Below are 17,195 nucleotides of genomic sequence, written 5' to 3'. Positions count from 1 at the left end.
AATAATGGTTAAAAATTAGGAGGATTTTATAATGAACAAAACAGACTTGATCAACAACATTGCAGAAAAAAGCGGTTTGACTAAACGTGACGTAGAAGCAGTACTTAACGGCTTCTTGGGCGAAGTAACAGATGCACTTGCTGGTGGCGATAAAGTACAATTGATCGGCTTCGGTACTTTTGAAACTCGCAAACGTGCTGGACGCACTGGCCGCAACCCGCAAACAGGCGCTCCAATCGAAATTTCAGAAGCAAAAGTTCCTGCATTCAAAGCAGGCAACAAGTTGAAAGAAGCTATCCAATAATTTATGCGATTAGATAAATTTCTTAAGGTATCCCGGCTGATCAAACGCCGTACCGTTGCGAAGGATGTATCCGAGCAAGGTCGCGTATGGATCAACGGCCGCGAAGCGAAAGCTAGCAGCGCCGTCAAAGTCGGTGATGAGCTCCAAATCCAGTTCGGTCAAAAAATCGTAACCGTTCGCGTTGAGCGAATTGCGGAGACGACCCGTAAGGATGAAGCCGGAGAGCTGTATACCTTGGTGAAAGAAGAGCAACGCCAGCGCGAGAATACGCTCGACTGGGAAGTACCGCAATAACAACAAGGCTGCCTACAAGCATAATACTTGCAGGCAGTCTTTTTTTTGTGCCCAATAAGTAGCTTCTAAATTTTACGAGATTCCCTGTTTCAACATCATAAATTATGTTTATATACTCGGAGGACTATTCGATGAATCATCTGCAGCTGCCCATTCCCGAGTATCGGCGAAAGGGCTTTTCATTGCTTGCGCATGCTTGTGCTCTCTATTTCAAAAACATTGTACCCATTCTATTTCTAACAGCGATAATTACGATTCCGGTTGAGGCTATTAAAAACTATTACTATTTTGAACCGGAAGACGGCTTTATTTATATGCCCGTCAACAGCATGGATAGTGTGACCAGTCTATTTTTCCTATGTGTCATCACGCCGATGATTATGTATTACATACTTGGTAAAATGTCGGGGAATAGCAGTGGCATTGTGCTGCCCATTCTGTGGGGGCTTCGCAAATGGCCGCGCATGATTGTGTACACTTTTCTACACGGCATCATTGTAATTGCGGGATTTATCGTATTTATTGTTCCGGGTTTCTTGTTTGCCGTATGGCTGATGCTGATGCCTATTATTGTTTCTATTGCTGATACATCGCGGATAAATCCGATGACAGTTAGCCGTGATTTGGCACGCGGGCGTTATTTCAAGCTTGTAGGCTATGCGATTGGCGGATACGTTATGGTCATAGTGCTTACCAGCATTATCGTTTTTATTTTCTCTCTTTTTGTGAATCAATCATTGATAACCGCGACGATATTTGATTTATGCTATAGCCTATTTAACCAGTTGGTAACCATTGTACTATTGCTAGTTTTTCTACAGGTATATACAGAAAGAAACGACGACGCGCTGAATGCTATGAATCAAGCAGATTAGGTTCTAATTCTCGTCCACGCCCCATAAGCTAGTCTTAACATATAAGACAGGATAAGCTTCACGCCTATGCCCTTCTTATATTTGAACGCGAAACGTATGCTGCGCCGCACTAGCTCGGCTGTAGCCGTTTACGCCAAGACATGTTAACGAAGCGGAGGACGAGTCTATGGTTGACCAAGGCAAGGGGCAGAAGCGTCAGGAAGTCAAAATGCTAAATCGCAAGCTGCTGGAGCTTACCGGCGTCGTAAACGTAGAGAGCTTTGACAGCGAAGAGTTTTTACTCGAAACAGAGCTTGGCTTCTTGGAGGTTAAGGGCCAAAATTTGCATATGAAGCTTCTTAGCCTTGAACAGGGAATGGTAACTATTGAAGGACTCGTCCATTCGCTCGCCTATATGGACAGCAACAATTCCTCCTCTAAATCCAAAGGGTTGTTCGGGAAGCTATTTAAGTGACGCTTAATATGCAATGGTTAACGATGGCGGTCATGCTATTATCAGGCCTTGGCATGGGAACAGTATTCGACGGCTACCGAGTCGTGACGAATGAGCTCAAGCTTCCGCGCTGGTGGCTTCCGGTGCTTGATGTCGTTTACTGGATGGCAGCGGCATTGATCGTCTTTCGGGTACTGTACGCTAGCAACAATGGCGAGGTGCGAGCGTACGTTTTTATCGGACTGGCTATTGGGATGGTCATCTATTATTTCTTTTTTAGCAGAATCGTTATTCAAGTCGTAAAATGGATCATCGGAGCCGTTCGCAAACTAATCCAAATTGTGCTAAAATGCCTGGATATTCTTATCGTTAAGCCGATTTTACTGCTCTATAAGTTGGTAAAGGTAATTTTGGCATTTGGGTCTGCGCTCACTATTTTCACTCTAAAAATTGTGATACAATTAGTCCGTCCATTTTGGAAATTGTTTGTTTGGATGGCAGGTCCAGTCATTCGTCCGCTTGGACGGTGGCTATCGCGCTACGCTGCCAAATGGCAATTAGTTGGCAAGCTGAGAGGATTTGGACAACGAATAGCTCGATTGTGGAGCAAATGGTTTAGGAGGTAACACCGCTCATGGCAAAAGCAGCTGAGAATAAAACGCCAGGGAATGCTGGCACAAAACGCCGGTTCAAACTATGGATGATGTTCATCGTGCTATTTATGGGCTGGGCGGGGTATACAATTTTTGGCCAAATGCAGCAGAAGAACGCAACAGGTTTGAAGCTGACTACAATTCAAGATAAGCTTGATGTTACCACCAAAGAAACCGAGGAGCTTAAACGTCAAATTGAACGATTAAACGACCCAGAATATATCGAACAGCTAGCAACAAAAGAGCAGGGCATGGTAAAGAAGGGCGAGCAGCAAATTTTCAGTGACTAATTAGGGCGTCAATTCGGGTGAACGTCTGTTGACCTTACTTGAACGGTTCGGTTATAATCACGTTAATAGCGTTTTCGCAAAACTTTTAGCATATGCTTATGAATTCAGTTTTGCTTCGCATAACTTTTAGGGAGGAACATTTTATTTTATGGCAATTGAAGTGGGCGCTAAGTTAGAAGGAAAAGTGACAGGCATTACGCATTTTGGGGCATTTGTCGACTTGTCGGGAGGTGTCACGGGTCTTGTTCACATTTCGGAAATTGCTGATAATTACGTCAAAGACGTGAAGGATCACCTGAAGATCGACGATGTCGTGAAAGTCAAAGTGATCAACGTGGACAAAGACGGAAAGATCGGGCTTTCCATTAAGCAAGCCATTGACCGGCCAGAAGGCCAACCAGCGCCACAACAACGCGAGCGTCACAGCGGAGGCGGCGGTGGAAGCACTGGCGGTAGTGGTGGTGGTGGCGAACGTTTCAACCGCGGTGGCGGTGGTGGTGGCGGCGGACGTCCCTTCAACAAGCAATCGGCTGGCAGACCGGCATACGGTAAACCGTCATTCGAGGATAAAGTGTCACGGTTCCTGAAAGACAGCGAAGAGCGCATCTCCTCTTTGAAGAAGAATACGGAGGGCAAACGCGGCGGACGCGGTGCCAAGCGAGTATAAGCTGAATCGTCATAACATTATACATGAAGCAGAACCTAACCGGTTCTGCTTTTTTTTGCGTCCAGCTGCTCAATATTCCCCGCGATAATGAGTAAGCGTATACAGGTTGCTGTCGAAGCAGGACAATAAGACTGCGTATATGCTGGTGAATGTTTGGACGAGCCTCTAATTGTCACGGTCAATGTCGTTTGTAAAGCGCGCAGAATCGTAAAAAAAATACTTTTCTCTAATCCTCCATCATTCCCGACACATTATAACCTCGATTCGCCATCATTTCGAAAGGACACAACACATATTTTGTTGTCGGACCTGTGTGATTTGGTTGTGCAGGAGGCATTGAAATCCCATACGGGATATATGTTTGACATTGAAATGACAATGACCGCAATGCCATTTATTTTTGTCGGAAAAAATTTACAATTCAGTTGCTTTAACTGACAAACTTTATGCGGACAACCTCCTATAATGAAAAACACATTACATTCGGAATGGTGGTGTCTGCTCATGGAAAAGGAAAACGCGGTTGTGCTTCCAGGTATGAAACGGTTAGGACTAGCTCAGACGATGTTGCAGAAAGGTCGGGAATGGGCGGCTGCAAGGCGGTTCATTCAAGTCATTTTAGCAAAAAAGTGGACGTTTCTACTCGTAGGTGTAGCTTTCTTGCTCGGAAGAGCGGTTATACTCGAATCGCTGATGCCGTTTGCCATTGCTTATTTCGCCGTTATTTACTTTATGAGAAGGGATATTTACCCGTGGGTAGCGATATCCTTAGTAGCCGGGAGCTGGTTTGCAGCTGATCCTGCCCCGATGTGGATTGCGATGGAGATTGCTGTACTCTTTCTTTTCCTAAAGGGATTAGAAACCTACGAGAAGGCAGAACTGTCGTCGGCGCCCATTCTAGTGTTCGCATCAACGTTAATGGTGCAAATGTTCAGCGTGTTTATAGGGGACGAGCTGAGCTGGTACAATTTCATGCTCGTTGTGGTGGAGGCAGCACTTGGTTTTGTGCTCACATTAGTATTCATACAAGCGATACCAGTGCTTACAATGACCAAAAAATCAGCTTCTCTCAAAAACGAGGAAATCATTTGTTTAATGATTTTGCTTGCGTCGGTTATGACGGGGGCGGTTGGATGGGTGTTTTACGGAATGTCGGTAGAGCATGTGATGTCACGTTATATGCTGCTCCTCTTTGCTTTAGCAGGGGGTGCGCCGCTTGGCGCTTCGGTCGGTGTAGTTGCAGGACTCATTCTAAGCTTGGCTGATTTTGGTGCAGTCGTTCAAATGAGCTTACTCGCTTTTGCGGGCTTGCTGGCTGGTCTGCTGCGTGATGGCGGCAAAATGGCAGCGGCATTCGGAATGTTGCTTGGAACATCGATTTTATCCATATATGTAGGAAGTCAGGCTGATGTTATGAGCTCAACCTGGGAGTCGGTAGCAGCCGCAACGCTGCTTATGCTGACGCCGCGTATTATGATCCGCACAATATCAAGGTATGTGCCGGGTACGAATGAGCACGCCAAATCGCAGCATGATTATGCGAAGCGGGTACGTGAGGTGACTGCGGACCGCGTATCACAGTACTCAGAAGTGTTCCGTCAGCTGTCAAAGAGCTTTGGCCAACTCAATAGCAGCGTTACGACGGTTAAAAGGGAGGATGAGATCAGCCATTTTATGAATGCGGTTGCTGAGCGAAGCTGTGCCAGCTGCCATAGGCAAAATGCTTGTTGGGAGGACAAGTTCTTTCATACGTACAAAATGATGACCGATATGATGACGGTTGTAGAGGAGAAACGGATTCCGTCCCCTAAGGAAATACCGCGGGCTTGGTCGGCGCATTGCGTGAAATCGTCACAGGTTCTTGTGGATATGAGCCAGCAGTACGAGCTATATCAAAATAATATGCACTGGAAGAAGCAAATATGCGACTCCCGTCAGCTTGTAGCGGATCAATTGCAGGGTGTATCACAGGTAATGGAGGATTTGGCGAAAGAAATTAAAAGGGAGGGACAAACGCTTCATCTGCAGGAGGAGCAAATTCGAGAGGCGGTGGAAGGACTCGGTTTATCCGTACAGGGAATTGATATTGTGAGCTTAGAGGAGGGGAATGTGGATATAGAGGTGTATCATACGTTTGGACAAGGCTATGATGAGTGCCGAAAAATAATCGCGCCGCTGCTTAGCGATATTTTGGGAGAGCATATTGCAGTGAAGTCGGAGCACTCCCCAACGAGAAGCGGTGAGCCGTCCCTGGTCGCGTTTGGCTCAGCCAAGCAGTACGAGGTGGAGACGGGTATAGCTGGTGCAGCTAAAGGAGGAGATCTGCTGTCTGGCGATAGCTTCAGTATGGTGGAGCTTGGAAATGGCAAGTTTGCAGTTGCGATCAGCGATGGTATGGGCAATGGTGAGCGTGCGCGTCAGGAAAGCAGCGCGGCATTGTCGATTCTGCAGCAGCTGCTGCAGTCAGGCATGGATGAGAAGCTGGCCGTGAAGTCAGTTAACTCGGTGCTCTTATTGCGCTCATCTGATGAAGTATTTGCTACCGTCGATTTAGCGATCGTTGATCTGTATACGGCGCAAACGACGTTTATGAAAATAGGATCAACGCCAAGCTTTATTAAACGAGGAAATGAGGTTATTCCGATAACAGCGAACAATTTGCCGATTGGCATTCTTCAAGATATTGACGTCGACTTCGTGTCGATGCAAATGCAATCGGGCGACACGCTAGTCATGATGAGTGACGGCATTTATGATGCGCCGGGCCTTGCGGTTAATAAAGAGCTCTGGATGAAGCGAATTATTAGCGAGCTGGCGACAGATGATCCGCAGGAAATGGCGGATGCGCTGCTTGAGAAGGTGGTTCGTCATCATAATGGAGAGATTATTGATGATATGACCGTGCTTGTAGCACGTATCGATAAGCATTTGCCGGAATGGGCATCCTTCCGTTTTCCGGGTGTGACGCGCATGGAGCGTCCAAGGACGGTGAGCTGAGTATAGAAATAAAATATGGAATGTGAAATCATTTATAAAATTAAAACAATGATGAATGGATACTTGAACGGTGAGCTTGTATCTATGATATTCATTGGGCAAGCAGTAGCCTATTTTGTTGTCGGCTGACTCACGCTGACAACAAAATAGGCTATTGTTATTGTTTGTTACATAATAGCGAGCGTATAGTACATAAAAGCTTTAACGTAACAAAGACATGACATGCTCTGTTGAATTGAACCTCGAAGCGGAATTCACACTAATATTAATACATACACGTAGATTTTATTTTTGAAACATCCATTTGTTGCTGCATTCATTTATCACTCAATTAAGACCGATGAAAGATAAAGGGGCATATGAAGTTTAGTAATTCTCAACTGTGGTACATAGTAAATGCTCAAATAAAATAGTTATACATATTGCTATGACTATCAAACCTATTTTTAGTGAGTAAACAGATGTGCCTTATTAATACAAGTAATATTTGTTTGTTATATGTGTAAATATCAATTTTTAACTAGTCTAGCTGTTTATCCCTCTCAAAAAAGGCAAAGCTAATAGAAAGGCAAAGGGCGAAGCCTATGCTTACGATGCTGCGTTTGATTCTCAAACGCTAAGCCTATGCTTACGATGCCGTGTTTGTTTCTCAAACACTTGTCTCATGCTTACGATGCTGTGTTTGATTCTCAAACACTTGAGGAGGGTAAATCATTATGAAGCAAATATTGTTGATTACAGATGGATGCTCTAATGTGGGTCTAAGTCCAGTCATAGCGGCAGCACATGCACAATCGGAAGGGATTTCAGTAAATGTAGTAGGCGTACTCGATCATGGCGATGTAGGTGAGCTTGGCGCGGCTGAGATTGATGAGATTGCGCGTGCGGGCGGCGGTCTAAGCAGGATGGTAAATATGCGTCAGCTGTCGCAGACGGTACAAATGATGACTCGCAAGACTGTAGTGCAGACGATTCAATTAGCAGTTCAGAAGGAATTGAAGCAGGTGCTTGGCAACGGCTCAATCGAAGCATTGTCGCCGGAGAAGCGTGGCGATGTTGTACGTGTTATCGACGAGCTGGGGGAGACATCAAATTTGCAAGTGGCGCTTCTTATTGATGCCAGCGCCAGCATGAAGCCAAAGCTGGCGGCTGTGGAGGAGGCTATACGCGATTTAATGCTCAGCCTGCAAGCGAGACAAGGGAAAAGCGAAATCTCGGTATTTCATTTCCCTGGCTCAAGACATGGGGATGACTGTTTGATGGATTTGAGCTGGACGAGTCACTTGAATGGTGTTCACGCCATCTTTCCGAAACTGCAAATGAGCGGAACCACGCCGACGGGCCCTGCGATTATGCATGTCATTGATTTTTATCGCCAGGGCGATTATGGTAGACAGAGCAGAGACGAAACGGATGGGATGATGAGTGACTACGTCGTTTAAAGTTGATCTTCGCCGTGGCATGGTGGTGGTTGGCAAGTGGAAACAAGGGCGTTACCGGGTAGAGAGGTTGCTTGGAGAGGGCGCAAACGGTAAAGTATATCTCGTACAGCGTGATCGCAGCTGGTATGCGATGAAGCTCGGTTTAGATGCACTTGATCTGCAATCGGAGATCAATGTGCTGCAGTCGATCGCCAAGCAGAAGCAATACGGGCAGGAATCCTTTTTGTTCGACGTAGATGATCTGTACGGTCCGGATGGAAAGGAATATCCTTTTTATATTATGCGCTATGTACTGGGATCTAAGCTGGACGATTACCTAAAGCAGCACGGCTTGGAGTGGTTTCCGTTAGTTGGCTTGAATCTGCTGGGCAAGCTGACGAAGCTGCACCAAGCAGGATGGGTGTTCGGCGACTTGAAGGTGGAAAATGTGCTCGTTGCCGATTATGGTCATGTTGAGCTGGTTGATTTCGGCGGGGTGACTGCAGCAGGTAAAGCCGTTCGCCAATTTACTGAGATTTATGATCGGGGCTACTGGAATGAAGGCTCGCGATCTGCTGATCCGAGTTACGATTTATTCTCGTTTGGCGTGCTTTGCATACAGCTGCATGAACCAAAACGGCTTCATCAGCTAACGGTGGAGCTATTGCCGCAAAATCGCTCAGCTGTGGAGCTCATCCAGATCGCTGAATCCAGTTCAGTTTTAAAGCCAATTGCCGGATGGCTGCGTAAAGCTTTTGCAGGACAGTATTCGGATGCGGGTGAGGCTTCAGCGGCTTGGCGTTTACTGATGCATAGACGAGACACGCATAGACCCTCAGCTACACCAGGGTGGTTAAAGGGGCTTGCTGCCCTTTCAGCGGTCTTGCTTGGAACGTCGGTTTACTGGCTCATACGCAATGTGCTGTAGCGGCAGCACGCAACGGGAAATGAAGGTGAGGTACAACCTATGAATCTGCGAAACGAGCTTGAGAAAACAGCTGCAGAACGCAGGCTTTGGTCGAAAGGGGATTGTATTGTTGTAGCGGTGTCTGGAGGTCCGGATTCAATGGCGCTGCTGCATATGCTGTCTGCTGTAGCGAAGAGCAATGAAATCTCCATTATTGCAGCTCATGTGAATCACGGCTTTCGAGTAGAGGAGTCGGCGCATGAGCTGATTGTCGTTAAGCAATTTGCGCAGCAGCTAGGGGTCATTTGTGAGACGGTAACGTTCGACATGCCGTCTTATATAGAAGAAACCCGAATGAATGGACAAGCTGCCTCACGCGAGAGGCGGTACGGCTTTTTGCATGAAATCGCGACCCGATATGGAGCTTCGCGTATCGCGCTCGCCCATCATGCAGATGATCAGGCGGAAACCGTCCTTATGCGACTCATTCGTGGGACAGGCTTAACTGGTTTGGCGGGAATTCTCAGTAAAAGAAGAGAAAAAAACGTGGAACTTATCAGGCCGCTGCTTCGTATGAACAAGTCAGACCTTCTGCGTTACTGCGAAGAACACCAAATTCCTTACTGCACGGACAGCAGTAACAAGGAACGCCATTATTTCCGAAACATCATTCGGTTAGATATTTTACCGTATTTATCAAAGCATAATCCGCACATATCCCAATCCCTTCAACGACTTGCTGAAGTAGCGGGTGCGGAAGACGAATGGATGGAGAAACAAACCGAAGCGTTATTTGCGCAGCTCGTTACGTTATCCCCGGGTGGATGCGCGATAAGCTGCGACGATTTGCATGGTCTCCACGTCGCTTTACAAAGGAGATTGATTAAACTAATATTAAGTTATCTTTCTAAGGAAACGGAAAAGATATCTTTCGAGCAGATTGAGACGATGAGGCTTGCTGCTTCCACTCATGCGCCTGCAACTTGGCGAATCGATGCTGGTGCCGGCATTTGCTGCGCTCGTGAATATGATAGAATGCGGTGGATTCAAGTGCCACAGCATGTATCCAAAGAAGCGAGTGTCTATTTGTGCGAGGTGGGAAGGGATAAAGCTAGCCTGGCGATCGAGCAATGCGGGTGGACATTTGAGTTTGCTTATACATCAGCGTTAGAAAGTTGTAAGCCTGCATCGCGTTATGAAGCCTGCTTTGATGCGTCGGAACTAACGTATCCGCTCGTTGTTCGAAATCGGCAGCCGGGAGACAGAATTCAGGTTTTAGGATTAAATGGTTCGAAAAAAGTGCAAGATATGTTCGTTGACGAGAAAGTTGCTCCGCTGAAGAGAGAGCTGTATCCACTGCTGTTTGATGGATCAGGCAAATTAATCTGGATTCCGGGCATTCGCAGATCAAGTCATGCGCTTACGGATGTACACACAAAAGACGTGTTATTCATAAGGGCAGGCAACGAATAAGAAGCACTGGTACACTCATAAACATAGTTAAGCGTAGGGGGATTTACACTTGCAGAACGATATTCAAGAAGTATTGTACGACGCGCAGCAAATTGGTGAGAAGGTTAAGGAACTTGGTGCAACACTAAGTAAAGATTTTAATGGGCGTAATCCGCTCGTTATTTGTGTTTTGAAAGGCGCTTTTATTTTCATGGCTGATTTGGTTAAGGAAATTACAGTGCCGCTTGAAATTGATTTTATGGCTGTATCTAGCTACGGACAATCCACGAAATCATCTGGCGTTGTCAAAATTATTAAAGACCTCGATGTATCTGTCGAAGGCCGAGATGTTCTAATCGTTGAAGATATTATCGACAGCGGGTTGACGCTTAGTTACCTAATTGACGTGCTAGAGCGTCGCAATGCGAAGTCTGTTACAGTTGTAACTTTGTTCGATAAGCCTGCTCGCCGTACAGTTGAATTGGAAGCAGACTATAAAGGCTTTACACTGCCTGATGAGTTTGTTGTCGGTTATGGACTGGATTATGCAGAGAAATATCGTAATCTCCCTTATATTGGTATTTTGAAGCCGCAAGTTTATCAAAAATAATTGCGATTCACCCGTACATGCCCTTCTCCGTACACCTCTATTGTTATGGAAAGTCATGATATGGTAAAATATTTTAAGCGTCTGAGAGGAGGTTGGGGATGAATCGGATCATCCGTAATACTGGTTTTTATTTAATTATCTTTTTGGTGACCGTTGGGATTTTTCAATTTATCAGCAGCCAAAATAACACGACCGTTGGATTGCGTTACGATGAACTCGTTGCAGCAATTGAGTCAGGGAATGTTAAAGAGTTAAGTGTTAAGTACGAGAACCAATCTTATTTTGTTTCCGGAAAATATAAAGTGAAACCTGCGGATGCAGAAAACGATCAATTCGTATCAAGGACCGGCGTTAGCGCTGAGCCTAAGATCGCTGAATGGTCGAAGCAGTATGGATTCGCTTATGAGACGAAGGAAATGGATCAGCCAAGCATTTGGCTTACATTCCTTACCTCCATTATTCCGTTTGTCATCATCTTTGTCCTGTTCTTCTTCTTGATGAATCAAGCTCAGGGCGGCGGCGGCAAAGTTATGAACTTTGGCAAGAGCAAAGCGCGGCTTTACGATAATGAGAAGAAGCGGATTACATTCGAAGATGTCGCAGGCGCAGACGAGGAGAAGCAAGAGCTCGTTGAGGTTGTAGACTTCTTGAAGGACCCGCGGAAATTCAATTTAGTAGGCGCTCGTATACCGAAGGGCGTATTGCTTGTTGGTCCTCCGGGTACAGGTAAAACATTGCTTGCACGTGCAGTAGCAGGCGAAGCGGGCGTGCCGTTCTTCAGCATTTCCGGTTCTGATTTTGTAGAGATGTTCGTCGGTGTCGGTGCATCCCGTGTACGCGACTTGTTTGAGAACGCGAAGAAAAATGCTCCTTGTATCATCTTTATCGATGAGATTGATGCGGTAGGTCGTCAACGTGGCGCTGGTCTAGGCGGCGGACATGATGAACGTGAGCAAACGCTCAACCAATTGCTCGTTGAAATGGATGGCTTTGGTGCCAACGAAGGCATTATTATTATTGCAGCAACAAACCGTCCGGATATCCTTGATCCAGCGCTTCTGCGTCCAGGCCGTTTTGACCGTCAAATTACGGTTGACCGTCCGGACCTTAAGGGCCGTGAAGCGGTGCTTAAAGTACATGCGCGCAATAAACCGCTATCCAAGGATGTTAAGCTTGAAGTTATCGCAAGACGTACAACAGGCTTTAGTGGCGCTGATTTAGAAAACTTACTTAATGAAGCAGCTCTTTTGGCTGCCCGTCGTAATAAGAAAGATATCGCAATGGTTGAAGTTGATGATGCAATTGACCGAATCATTGTTGGTACGGAGAAGAAAAGCCGTGTTGTCAGTGATCGTGAGAAACGTATTGTCGCTTACCATGAAGCAGGCCATACGATTGCAGGCTTCTTCTTGGAGCATGCGGATATGGTGCATAAGGTTACGATTATTCCTCGCGGACGTGCTGGTGGATATGTCATCATGCTTCCAAAAGAAGATCGTATGCTTGTAACGAAACAGGAGCTTCTGGACAAAATCACTGGTTTGCTTGCAGGCCGTGTAGCAGAGGAACTGTTTATTGGTGAAATTGGTACAGGTGCATATAGCGACTTTAAACAAGCGACAGGCATCGTACGCAGTATGATTATGGAATACGGTATGAGCGATAAGCTTGGACCGATGCAATTCGGCAGTTCACAAGGCCAAGTATTCCTTGGACGTGATATTGGGCATGAGCAGAACTACTCTGATGCCATTGCATACGAGATAGATCAAGAAATGCAATCCATTATTACAGGCTGTTATGATCGTGCGAAGAAGCTATTAACAGAGAAGAGCAAAGAAATGCATTTGATTGCTCAAACACTGCTTAATGAAGAAACGCTCGAAATGGATCAAATCAAACGTTTGGTTGAGACTGGTACTTTGGAAGGCGGTCCTTCTACTGATGCAGTTGAAACAAATGAGCCGACAACCGAGCCTATTATTGAGACGGTTGGAGACGTAAAGGTGCGCATCCAAACTCGTGATCAGGACGAAGCGAAAGCTCCGAACCTTGAGAAACGTGATGTAACAGAAGATCCAGATAAGAACGAATAGTATTTTATGGATAATTGTTAACGATAGTCGCTTTGCTACTTGTAAAGAGTAGCGGGCGACTATTTTTTTCTTTATTAATGTTCGGATTTAGCCTATAATACGTGTATAAACCTCGGATGAAAAACAGAAATGCTTACATGGAGGTTTTGTCTATATTGGTCATACGTTACATAGATGTTACATGATGACGGTCATAACGTTTTTATGTCACTTAGACTGACATAAGTTATTGACGTTTATTTTTTTGTAACTATAATGAAATAATAGCGGCCAGTATCAGCAAGAATAAGAATGTAACAGGGGTTGCCAAGTTACACAAAAATTAGAGCAGGGGAGAAAAAACTCATGAAAAAGACATTTAGCTTTATGCTTGTAATGATGATCGCGTTGACACTAGTGTTGTCAGCTTGCGGAGGAAAGAAAAACAACGAGGGTGGCACGAACGGAGATAAAGGTACTACGCCTGCAGTTGAAAACGATGGTACTGGAAAAGGCAAAAAAATTGGTATGGTTACTGATGTTGGCGGCGTACACGATAAATCCTTTAACCAAAGCGCATGGGAAGCTCTTCAGAAAGTAACTGCTGAGACCGGTGCGGAAACGAAGTTCTTGGAAAGTAAAGGCGAAGCAGACATGGAGCCGAACCTAAACAGCTTCGTTAAAGAGGGATATGACCTTACTTGGGGTATCGGTTTCTTGTTTAATGATGCACTAAGCAAAGTGGCTAAAGAAAATCCAGATGCTAAGCTAGCAGTAATTGACAGCGTAGTTGAAGCGCCAAACGTTGCTTCTATTACTTTCGCTGAAAACGAAGGATCTTTCCTTGTTGGTGTCGTTGCAGGTTTGATGACAAAAACAAATAAAGTTGGATTCGTTGGCGGTATGGAGATTCCGGTTATCAAGAAATTTGAAGCAGGCTTCAAAGCTGGTGTTGCTGCGGTTAAACCGGATGTTAAAGTTGAAGTTAACTATGCAGGTGACTTTGGTAAACCTGACCTTGGTAAATTGGCTGCATCAACAATGTACGATGGCGGTGCTGATATTATTTTCCACGCTGCTGGCGCTACAGGCAATGGTGTGTTCAATGAAGGTAAAGCGCGTAAAGACAATGGTGAAAACGTTTGGGTTATTGGTGTAGATAAAGACCAATCACTTGAGTTCGGTGATGAAATTACACTAACGTCCATGATGAAGGGCGTTGAAACTGCTGTTCATAAAGTATCCAAAGATCTACTCGCTGGAACATGGGCTGGCGGAACTGTACAAGAGCTAGGTTTGAAAGACGATGCAGTAGGCTTGCCAGAAACATCTAAGAAAAACGTTCCAGCTGATGTTCTTGCTGAAGTAGAGAAATACAAAGCAAAAATCGTTAGCGGCGAAATTAAAGTACCTACTGAATAGTTTTCTCCATTCAATGGTATCCTTTGATTGAGGATCGTTTGTTGATGAATCAGACAAGACCGGCTTCGGCCGGTCTTTGTTCTTTGTTGGGATAAGTAAGTGCTTTTAATGTCAAATTTTTTATGCATATTCAAGCAGTAAAAACCGGGGAGATGATGAGGAATGGACCGGAGCAAGGCGGCTGTACAGTTAAAGGGAATTACAAAGCGGTTTCCCGGATTGGTAGCTAACGATTCCATAAATTTTGAATTGAAGAAAGGTCAGATTCATGCGCTGCTTGGCGAGAATGGCGCAGGGAAATCGACCCTAATGAACATTGTGTTCGGACTATATCAACCGGACGAGGGCGAGATTTGGGTTAATGGTGAGAAGACAGTCATTGAGGGTGCTTCTAAAGCAATTGACCTTGGCATCGGCATGGTTCATCAACATTTTAAACTCGTACAGCCTTTTACCGTTGCAGAAAATATTGTGCTTGGCAATGAGCCTGTTAAAGGTATGAAAATCGACTACAAGCTCGCTAATGAGAAGGTTCGGGCGATATCCGAACGTTATGGTCTGAATGTAGACCCTCAGGCGCGAATTAAAGATATTACAGTAGGCATGCAGCAGCGTGTTGAAATTCTGAAAACGTTGTATCGCGGCGCCGAAATCGTTATTTTTGATGAGCCGACAGCTGTTTTGACGGTGCAGGAAATTGAGGAGCTAATCGAAATCATTCGCAACCTGGCTGCTGAAGGAAAGTCGATTATTATCATTACGCATAAATTGAAAGAAGTAATGGCTCTTGCAGATGCTGTAACCGTTATTCGACGCGGCAAGGTTATCAAGACAGTAACTACAGATGAGACGAATGAGCAGCAGCTTGCGGAATTAATGGTCGGCAGGGACGTATCCTTCGAGGTGAAGAAGACGAAGAACGAGCCTGGCGAAGTTATTTTATCTGTGGATGGATTGCAGATGAAAGGTGATCAAGGCAAGAATGTACTGGATGGTACCAGCTTCAACATTCGTGCAGGAGAGATTTTTGGCATAGCCGGTGTTGATGGCAATGGGCAAAGCGAACTCATTTACGCTATAACAGGTATGCGCAAGCTGGACGGCGGCAGCGTTAAGCTGAATGGCAAGGATATGACGAATCATTCTCCGCGCCAAATATCGGTTGCGGGAGTAGGGCATATACCAGAGGATCGGCATAAGCATGGGCTGGTGCTAGATTTCTCGGTTAGTGAAAATATGATTTTGAATACGTATTTTGAGCCGGAATTCGGCCGTTCTATGTTTATTGATTACAACAGCATGGACAAGCTGTCTGAAAAGCTTGTTAACGAATTTGATGTTCGCTCATCAGGTATTCATACGCATGCTCGTCAGTTGTCTGGAGGAAACCAGCAGAAGGCTATTATCGCACGGGAGCTTCATAAAGATCCTGATTTGTTAATTGCGGTTCAGCCTACACGCGGTCTCGACATCGGTGCGATTGAATTTGTGCACAAGCGGTTGGTACAAGCTCGTAACGAAGGAAAAGCGATTTTACTCGTATCATTTGAGCTTGATGAGCTGTATGCACTGTCCGATCGAATTGCGGTCATGTATGAAGGCAAGCTAATGGGTGAGGTTGATGCTGAGCAAAGAGATGATCAGCAGCTTGGACTTATGATGGCTGGTAACAAAATAGCTGTACCTGCATCAGAGGGGAGAGGATAGCGTATATGGAAACCTTGAAAAAAATATTTAATAAATCGTCTATCCTTATTCCAATTGTGTCAATCATTCTTGGATTTGTGGTTGGCGCCATTGCCATGCTTGCTGGAGGGTACGATCCGATTCTAGCGTATACTTCTTTAATCAATAAGCTGTTTAGCACTCCATACAATATGGGAGAAGCGGTTCGAGCAATTACACCATTGATCTTTACAGGTTTAGCCGTTTCCTTCGCTTTCCGTACAGGTCTATTCAATATCGGTGTTGAGGGACAATTTGTAATGGGCATGACTGGCGCAACAATCGTAGGCGTGCTGCTCGACCTGCCATGGTATATACATGCGCCTCTAGCTGTAATTACGGGTGCTGTATTCGGCGGCCTATGGGCGGGTATTGCTGGTTACTTGAAAGCGAAGCGTGGAGTAAATGAAGTGATTTCATCCATCATGCTGAATTGGATCGCATTGTTCCTCTCCAATTTTATCATTGCGAAGTTTCTTGTTGAGAAAGGCCAGCAGAAGTCGATGCCGGTTCATGAATCAGCTATGGTGAAAATTGATTGGCTTATTAAATTGACAGACAACGCTCGTATGCACTGGGGTACGGTAGTTGCTCTCATTTGTATCGTTGTGTTTTATTTCGTATTATGGCGTACGAAACAAGGCTACGAGCTTCGTGCTGTTGGACATAATCCGGATGCTGCGTTATATGCAGGTATGAACGTTAACGTAACGATGGTTAAGTCGATGTTTATAAGCGGAGTATTCGCTGGTCTGGGCGGCGTGTTTGAAATTTTAGGCGTGTTCGGCAACCAGACCGTTATGGCCGCTTCTCCAGGCTATGGATTTGATGGTATTGCGGTAGCGCTCCTTGGCGGCAATACGCCGATAGGTGTATTCCTTGGCGCAATTTTATTCGGTGGACTCAGCTACGGTTCAGCAGGCATGAGCTTTGGTGCGGGTGTTCCTCCTGAGGTCGTGCGTATCGTAATCGGCGCCGTTATTTTCTTCGTTGCTTCGCATGGATTGGTGAAGTGGTTCTTAAAGCCTTTTCTAAATAAACGTGCAAGCAAGCGGAAGGAGGCGGTGTAG

Annotated in this window: 16 protein-coding genes; all 16 read left to right on the top strand. The window is 45.5% G+C overall.

Features of this window, described 5'->3' with window-relative positions:
- The first annotated feature begins 31 nt into the window (after nucleotides 1–31).
- The 16 genes from ACIFSR_RS26535 (at nucleotide 32) to ACIFSR_RS26460 (ending at nucleotide 17,195) form a co-directional block, all read left to right on the top strand.
- Complete coding sequence (locus ACIFSR_RS26535; protein ID WP_053373361.1) at nucleotides 32–304, top strand: HU family DNA-binding protein; 273 nt, start codon at nucleotides 32–34, stop codon at nucleotides 302–304.
- Between the two features lie 3 nt (nucleotides 305–307).
- A complete protein-coding gene (locus tag ACIFSR_RS26530; RefSeq protein ID WP_076271293.1) occupies nucleotides 308–598 on the top strand; it encodes an RNA-binding S4 domain-containing protein in 291 nt (96 codons plus the stop codon).
- Between the two features lie 131 nt (nucleotides 599–729).
- A complete protein-coding gene (locus tag ACIFSR_RS26525; protein WP_430061165.1) occupies nucleotides 730–1,473 on the top strand; it encodes a hypothetical protein in 744 nt (247 codons plus the stop codon).
- A gap of 166 nt (nucleotides 1,474–1,639) precedes the next feature.
- Nucleotides 1,640–1,927 carry a sporulation protein YabP gene (yabP, locus tag ACIFSR_RS26520; protein WP_076271295.1) on the top strand — a complete coding sequence of 96 codons (288 nt, stop codon included), beginning with the start codon at nucleotides 1,640–1,642 and terminating at the stop codon, nucleotides 1,925–1,927.
- Nucleotides 1,924–2,532, top strand: coding sequence for a spore cortex biosynthesis protein YabQ (gene yabQ, locus ACIFSR_RS26515; protein ID WP_339205893.1), 609 nt, complete (start codon nucleotides 1,924–1,926; stop codon nucleotides 2,530–2,532). Before yabP ends, yabQ begins: the two co-directional genes overlap by 4 nt.
- Nucleotides 2,533–2,540: 8 nt before the next feature.
- The gene (locus tag ACIFSR_RS26510) at nucleotides 2,541–2,849 is read left to right on the top strand and encodes an FtsB family cell division protein (protein ID WP_076271297.1); all 309 of its coding nucleotides are present in this window, start codon (nucleotides 2,541–2,543) and stop codon (nucleotides 2,847–2,849) included.
- A gap of 148 nt (nucleotides 2,850–2,997) precedes the next feature.
- The gene (locus tag ACIFSR_RS26505; RefSeq protein WP_076271298.1) at nucleotides 2,998–3,516 is read left to right on the top strand and encodes a S1 domain-containing RNA-binding protein; all 519 of its coding nucleotides are present in this window, start codon (nucleotides 2,998–3,000) and stop codon (nucleotides 3,514–3,516) included.
- Nucleotides 3,517–4,020: 504 nt separating this feature from the next.
- The gene (gene spoIIE, locus ACIFSR_RS26500) at nucleotides 4,021–6,513 is read left to right on the top strand and encodes a stage II sporulation protein E (RefSeq protein ID WP_339205896.1); all 2,493 of its coding nucleotides are present in this window, start codon (nucleotides 4,021–4,023) and stop codon (nucleotides 6,511–6,513) included.
- Nucleotides 6,514–7,229: 716 nt separating this feature from the next.
- Nucleotides 7,230–7,955: a vWA domain-containing protein gene (locus tag ACIFSR_RS26495; RefSeq protein ID WP_339205898.1), complete on the top strand. Its 726-nt coding sequence runs from the start codon at nucleotides 7,230–7,232 to the stop codon at nucleotides 7,953–7,955.
- A complete protein-coding gene (locus ACIFSR_RS26490) occupies nucleotides 7,939–8,862 on the top strand; it encodes a protein kinase domain-containing protein (protein ID WP_430061161.1) in 924 nt (307 codons plus the stop codon). Before ACIFSR_RS26495 ends, ACIFSR_RS26490 begins: the two co-directional genes overlap by 17 nt.
- Before the next feature lie 39 nt (nucleotides 8,863–8,901).
- Entirely contained in the window at nucleotides 8,902–10,314 is a 1,413-nt protein-coding gene (gene tilS / locus ACIFSR_RS26485; protein WP_430061159.1) for a tRNA lysidine(34) synthetase TilS, read from the top strand.
- 49 nt (nucleotides 10,315–10,363) lie between these two features.
- The gene (gene hpt / locus ACIFSR_RS26480) at nucleotides 10,364–10,903 is read left to right on the top strand and encodes a hypoxanthine phosphoribosyltransferase (RefSeq protein WP_339205901.1); all 540 of its coding nucleotides are present in this window, start codon (nucleotides 10,364–10,366) and stop codon (nucleotides 10,901–10,903) included.
- 98 nt (nucleotides 10,904–11,001) lie between these two features.
- Nucleotides 11,002–12,999, top strand: a complete 1,998-nt coding sequence (gene ftsH / locus ACIFSR_RS26475) for an ATP-dependent zinc metalloprotease FtsH (protein ID WP_339205903.1) — start codon at nucleotides 11,002–11,004, stop codon at nucleotides 12,997–12,999.
- 345 nt (nucleotides 13,000–13,344) lie between these two features.
- Nucleotides 13,345–14,400, top strand: coding sequence for a BMP family lipoprotein (locus ACIFSR_RS26470; protein ID WP_339205904.1), 1,056 nt, complete (start codon nucleotides 13,345–13,347; stop codon nucleotides 14,398–14,400).
- A gap of 162 nt (nucleotides 14,401–14,562) precedes the next feature.
- Nucleotides 14,563–16,107, top strand: a complete 1,545-nt coding sequence (locus ACIFSR_RS26465; protein WP_076271306.1) for an ABC transporter ATP-binding protein — start codon at nucleotides 14,563–14,565, stop codon at nucleotides 16,105–16,107.
- A gap of 5 nt (nucleotides 16,108–16,112) precedes the next feature.
- Nucleotides 16,113–17,195: an ABC transporter permease gene (locus tag ACIFSR_RS26460; RefSeq protein WP_076271307.1), complete on the top strand. Its 1,083-nt coding sequence runs from the start codon at nucleotides 16,113–16,115 to the stop codon at nucleotides 17,193–17,195.

Source organism: Paenibacillus sp. NRS-1760, assembly GCF_050467785.1.
Lineage (GTDB): Bacteria > Bacillota > Bacilli > Paenibacillales > Paenibacillaceae > Pristimantibacillus.
This window is presented reverse-complemented; position numbering and strand designations above follow the sequence as displayed.